Annotated in this window: 7 protein-coding genes; all 7 read left to right on the forward strand. The window is 74.2% G+C overall.

Features of this window, described 5'->3' with window-relative positions; genetic code table 11:
• Positions 1-749, forward strand: a 749-nt coding sequence (locus AR3_RS28410; RefSeq protein ID WP_067918637.1) for a DUF881 domain-containing protein, incomplete at its 5' end; no start/stop codon positions are given.
• Between the two features lie 48 nt (positions 750-797).
• Positions 798-1,130 carry a small basic family protein gene (locus tag AR3_RS28415; RefSeq protein WP_067918639.1) on the forward strand — a complete coding sequence of 111 codons (333 nt, stop codon included), beginning with the start codon at positions 798-800 and terminating at the stop codon, positions 1,128-1,130.
• On the forward strand, positions 1,127-1,834 hold the full coding sequence (locus AR3_RS28420) for a DUF881 domain-containing protein (RefSeq protein WP_067918641.1): 708 nt from the start codon (positions 1,127-1,129) through the stop codon (positions 1,832-1,834). Before AR3_RS28415 ends, AR3_RS28420 begins: the two co-directional genes overlap by 4 nt.
• Before the next feature lie 277 nt (positions 1,835-2,111).
• Positions 2,112-2,651 carry an FHA domain-containing protein gene (locus AR3_RS28425; RefSeq protein ID WP_067918643.1) on the forward strand — a complete coding sequence of 180 codons (540 nt, stop codon included), beginning with the start codon at positions 2,112-2,114 and terminating at the stop codon, positions 2,649-2,651.
• A 144-nt stretch (positions 2,652-2,795) separates the two neighbouring features.
• Positions 2,796-3,518 carry a transcriptional regulator FtsR gene (gene ftsR, locus AR3_RS28430; RefSeq protein ID WP_067918645.1) on the forward strand — a complete coding sequence of 241 codons (723 nt, stop codon included), beginning with the start codon at positions 2,796-2,798 and terminating at the stop codon, positions 3,516-3,518.
• 142 nt (positions 3,519-3,660) lie between these two features.
• A complete protein-coding gene (locus tag AR3_RS28435) occupies positions 3,661-4,131 on the forward strand; it encodes a bifunctional nuclease family protein (RefSeq protein ID WP_067918647.1) in 471 nt (156 codons plus the stop codon).
• A 696-nt stretch (positions 4,132-4,827) separates the two neighbouring features.
• On the forward strand, positions 4,828-5,427 hold the full coding sequence (locus AR3_RS28440; protein ID WP_067918649.1) for a MerR family transcriptional regulator: 600 nt from the start codon (positions 4,828-4,830) through the stop codon (positions 5,425-5,427).
• Positions 5,428-5,467: the final 40 nt, after the last annotated feature.

The raw sequence follows: 5,467 nt of genomic DNA on the forward strand, positions 1-5,467 counted from the left end.
CCCGCCGCGCCGCGTCCGGCCGGCCCGCCCCGCGCGGCCGGCCCCGCGGCGCCGGAGCGCTGCTCGTCCTGATGCTGGTCGGGGTGCTGCTGGCCGCGGCGGGCGCGCAGGCGCGGCGCAGCGAGCCGGTCGCGGCCGAGCAGCGGGCCAGGCTCCTCGCGCAGATCCGCGCGCGCGCCGACGACAACGACGCCCTGCAGCGGCGCCTGGAGCGGGTGCGGGCCGAGACCGAACGCGCCCGCGCCATGGCGCTGGCGCGCAGCGCCGAAGGCCGCCGGGTCCGCGGCGAGCTGTCGGCCGCGGCGGCCGCCGCGGCGGCCACCCCCATGTCCGGGGACGGCCTGGTCGTCACCGTCGACGACGCCGACCCTCCCGAGCAGGGCGGCGGGGCCGGCGACGGCGGCCGGGTCTATGATCAGGATCTTCAGGTGCTGGTGAACGGGCTGTGGGCGGCCGGGGCGGTCGCGATCGCCGTCAACGGCCAGCGGCTCACCCCCACCACCGCGATCCGCTCGGCGGGGGAGGCCGTCCTGGTGGACTACCGTCCGCTCAGCGGCCCCTACGAGGTGACCGCGGTCGGCGACCCCGCCCGCATGCTCGACGCCTTCGGCGGCTCGGCCGCCGACCGCCGAATGCGCGTCCTGGAGGAGCGCTACGGCATCCGGTACGAGATCCGCCGCGTCGAGGGGGTGCGGCTGCCCGCCGCGGGCGTCCTGCGGCTGCGGCACGCCCGCGCCGCGGCCCCGTGACGGCCGCCGGGGGCGTGAGGGGAGGACCGTGCGAGAGGAGACCCGCTCGTGATCGCGCTCATCGGCCTGGCGGCGGGCGTGGCGCTGGGCCTGCTGCTGGAGCCCGACGTGCCGCTGTGGCTGCAGCCCTACCTGCCCATCGCGATCGTCGCGGCGCTGGACGCCCTGTTCGGCGGGCTGCGGGCCCGGCTGGAGGGGATCTTCGATGAGAAGGTGTTCGTGGTCTCGTTCGTCGGCAACACCGTGATCGCCGCGCTGATCGTCTTCCTGGGCGACCAGCTCGGGGTCGGCTCGCAGCTGTCCACCGGGGTGGTGGTCGTGCTCGGCATCCGCATCTTCTCCAACGCCGCGGCCATCCGCCGCAAGCTGTTCGGCGCATGAGCGGCGGATCGGAGGACCGCGCCCGCGGGGTGCGGGGCGTGCTGGAGCTGCTGCGGCCGCGCTCCACCCGCGGGCAGCTGCTCGGCGGGCTGCTGTGCCTGCTGCTCGGCTTCGCCGTCGTCGCGCAGGTGCGCTCCACCCAGAAGGACGGCGAGTTCGCCACGGCCCGCCAGGACGAGCTGGTGGGCATCCTGTCGGATCTGTCACAGCGGTCCGAGCGGCTGCGCGCCGACATCCGCGAGCTGGAGGAGACCAAGGCCGGGCTGGAACGCGACGCGCAGGGCGACGCCGCCCTGCGCGAGGCCCGCGAACGCGCGCGCACCTACGGGCTGCTGGCGGGCACCCTGCCCGCCGAAGGGCCGGGCATCGAGCTGGTGATCCACGACCCGCGCGGCGCGGTGCGCGCCGTGAACCTGCTGGACGCCCTGCAGGAGCTGCGCGACGCCGGAGCCGAGGTCGTGCAGGTCGGCGACGTGCGGACCGGCGCCGACACCTACTTCCTGGACGCGCCCGACGGCGGCGTGATCGTCGACGGGCGGCGGCTGCGGCCGCCGTACCGCTTCCTGGCCATCGGCGACGCCCACACCATGACCACCGCCCTCAACATCCCCGGGGGCGTGGTGCGGACCCTGCGCGGCGTCGGCGCCGACGTCACGATCAACTCCCGCGCACGGTTGGCGGTCAGCGCGATACGGTCTGGTTAGGGGATCCCGCAACGGTGATCGGTTCGCGTCCCGCGCGGCGGCGTAGACCTGCGATCATTGTGAAAGGTAGCTTGGGGGGCAGCCGGCTCGCCGTTCCGGATGACCCCTCGGGCCCACCCGCGTACGTCGCGGCGACCGTCGTCAGCGGACGGCGGGCTGGACCGTGGCCGGGCGGGTCCCCGGCGTGGGGTTGGTAGTAGGGATGCGCGTGGCGCAGGCGGCACCCGCGGCAGCGGGCCGCGTGCGGCACGCCGAAGGTAGGAGGCCGAGCCGATCGATGCCGAGCGTCTACTGCACGCAGTGCGGTCACGCCAACCCGGATGATGCCCGCTTCTGCTCGAATTGCGGCACCCCGCTGACCCGGGGCGAGGGCTCGCCCCTGCCTCCGCGCGAGTCGCCGGGCGAGTCCACCTCCACGATCTCGATCGCGGGGATCGAGGCGCTCGCCGACGACGCCGACCAGGGGGCCGAGCCGTCCGGCGCCGACCAGGTCGCGGTCGACGCGCTGCCCCCGGGCACCGCGCTGCTGGTGGTCAAGCGCGGCCCCAACGCGGGCAGCCGCTTCCTGCTGGACAAGGACCGCACCTCCGCGGGGCGGCACCCCGACAGCGACATCTTCCTCGACGACGTCACCGTCTCGCGGCGGCACGCCGAGTTCTCCCGCGAGGGCGGGGCGTTCTGGGTGCGCGACGTGGGCAGCCTCAACGGCACCTACGTCAACCGGCAGCGGATCGACCAGGCGGGCCTGTCGGGCGGCGACGAGGTCCAGATCGGCAAGTTCCGGCTGGTCTTCCTGACCAACCCGCAGCACGGCTGACCCGGCTGCGGCCGGGCGCGCGGGCGACACCATGACGGCGACCACAGCGGCGAGCACACCGGCGCGCACAGCGCCGGCCACGACGGCGGCGACCATGACGGCGAGGGGGCACGGCACGGGCACACGGCCGGGAGGAGGGGCAGCATGACCGCGCAACCCGCCCGGGCCCTGATGACGATCGGGGACGTCCTGGCACTGCTGCGGCCGGAGTTCCCGGACGTCACCATCTCCAAGATCCGTTTCCTGGAGTCGGAGGGCCTGATCGAACCGGCCCGCAGCCCGGCCGGCTACCGCAAGTTCAGCCCCGCCGACGTGGACCGGCTCCGGTTCATCCTGACCGCCCAGCGCGACCACTACCTGCCGCTGCGGGTGATCCGCCAGCACCTGGAGGCCATGGACCGCGGCGAGCCGGCCCCGCCGCTCGGGTCCCGCCGCCTCGACGGCGCCGCGCGCCGTCCCCGCACCCTGGTCGCCGCCGACGCCACCGCGCCCGGGCCGCCGGTGCGGCTGACCCGCCGCCAGCTGCTCGACGGCGCGGGCATCGACGAGGGCCTGCTGGCCGAGCTGGAGGAGTACGGGCTGATCCGCCGGTCCGGCGCGTACTACGAGGGCGAGGCGCTGACGGTGGCGCGCACGGCGGCCGCTCTCGGCCGTTTCGGCGTGCAGGTGCGGCACCTGCGCGCGGTCAAGGCCGCCGCCGACCGGCAGGTCGGGCTGATCGAGCAGGTGATCGCCCCGCAGCTGCGCCGCCGCAGCCCGGGCGCCCACGAGCAGGCCGCCGAGGCCGCGCGGGAGATCGCCGAGCTGTGGGTGCGGCTGCACGAGGCGCTGCTGTCCGCGGGCCTGCGCGAAACCCTTGACCCTTGATCATGGTCCGGACGGAGGTTATTGCCGCGCGGTCGGCGGGCGCCACCGTCCGATGCGGGGTGTACGTTGGGCCTAAGGGTTCGGTCAGACATCGATCCGGGCACGTGGTGATCGGAACAGCGAGGACCAGCAGGGAGCCGCAGTGAAGCAGATGGAGGTCGTCGGCGTCCGGGTCGAGATGCCCTCCAATCAGCCGATCGTCCTGTTGAAGGAGACCGACGGCGACCGGTACCTGCCCATCTGGATCGGGGCTGTCGAGGCGACCGCGATCGCCTTCGCCCAGCAGGGGGTGCTGCCGGCCCGTCCGCTGACCCACGACCTTTTCCGCGACGTGCTGGACGCCCTGAGCGTCCAGCTGCGCACCGTGAACATCACCGCTCTGCGCGAGGGGATCTTCTTCGCCGACCTGGTGTTCTCCAACGGCGTGGAGGTGAGCGCCCGCCCGTCCGACTCGATCGCGTTGGCGCTGCGCACGGGCGCGACCATCTTCGCCAGCGAGGACGTCCTGGAGGAGGCCGGCGTCGCCATCCCCGACGAGCAGGAGGACGAGGTCGAGAAGTTCCGGGAGTTCCTCGACACCATCACTCCCGAGGACTTCGGCCGCGCCGGCTGACGGGCCGGGAGCGGGGCGCCGGGGCGCCTGACCCCCGCCGACGCGCCGTCGTCCGGCGGGCGGCCCCGCGGGCTCCGATCCGCGGCGCGGTCCGCCGCCCGTGAGCCGGACCGGCGGCTCCGCTTCGGGCCGCCCGCCGGGACGTTCGACGCATCCGTACGGCCGCAACGCATGGCCGCAATCCGTCGTGACGCCGATGCACGCGCGAGGGCTGCGGAGCTGCGCGCATCAGATGAAGCTGAGCCCGTCCTCACATGAGCGCAGGGGTGCGGCAAAAGAGTGGCCAGTACCGGTTAGGCGGCGCCGCTGCCAGGGCATGGGGCTGTGAGGACCCTCGGACGCCGGAAGACCGGAGAGTTCGGGTTGTGAAGTGCGGCACAGGGCCGCGGTCGCCCCGCCGCCGGGGCGCCGCCCGCGACACGCCGTGAGCGCTGTGCAAGGGCATGCTCTGAACTGTGTGAACTTGCGGCTCGGACGCCCGGTTGTTCGGCGCCGGAGGTCCCGGGGTAGGAGAGAATGAGTGCGAAGGTGTGCAGTTTGCCCACGTGAATGCGGTTCATCCGGGCATGCGACGCGCCGACGACGAACGTTGACCACACTCTGACCGGCACCTACCGTGCTGGTGGAACACTCGTGGCGCCATTCGTCAAACCCCCTTGACGGAACGCCACGGGCTGATAGAAGCCGGAGGTCCGCGTGGCGGTGAGCAGCGGCGAGGGCAAGGCGACCCCCGACAGGCGATTGGCGTCCCAGCGTGCCGGAGAGCAGGGACTGCTGTTCGACACCCAGGTGTCGGCGCCGCCCGAGGACGTCGGCTACCGCGGCCCCACGGCGTGCGCCGCCGCGGGCATCACCTACCGCCAGCTCGACTACTGGGCGCGCACCGGCCTGGTGGAGCCGAGCGTGCGGGCCGCGCACGGGTCGGGCAGCCAGCGCCTGTACAGCTTCCGCGACATCCTCGTGCTCAAGGTCGTCAAGCGGCTGCTGGACACCGGGGTGTCGCTGCAGCAGATCCGCACCGCCGTGGCGCATCTGCGCGACCGCGGCGTGCAGGACCTGGCGCAGATCACCCTGATGAGCGACGGGGTGAGCGTCTACGAGTGCACCTCCGCCGACGAGGTGGTCGACCTGCTGCAGGGCGGACAGGGGGTGTTCGGGATCGCGCTGGGCCGGGTGTGGCAGGAGGTCGAGGGCAGCCTCGCCGAGCTGCCCGGCGAGAGAGCCACCGCCGAGGGGCCCGTCGTGCATCCCCACGACGAGCTGGCGCACCGCCGGCGCGCCCGCCGAACGGGATGACCGGAGGGCCCGCTCGGCCGTCCGGCGCGGACGGCGGCGG

It is taken from the genome of Actinomadura rubrobrunea NBRC 15275 (genome assembly GCF_001552235.1).
GTDB classification, from domain to species: Bacteria; Actinomycetota; Actinomycetes; order Streptosporangiales; family Streptosporangiaceae; genus Spirillospora; species Spirillospora viridilutea.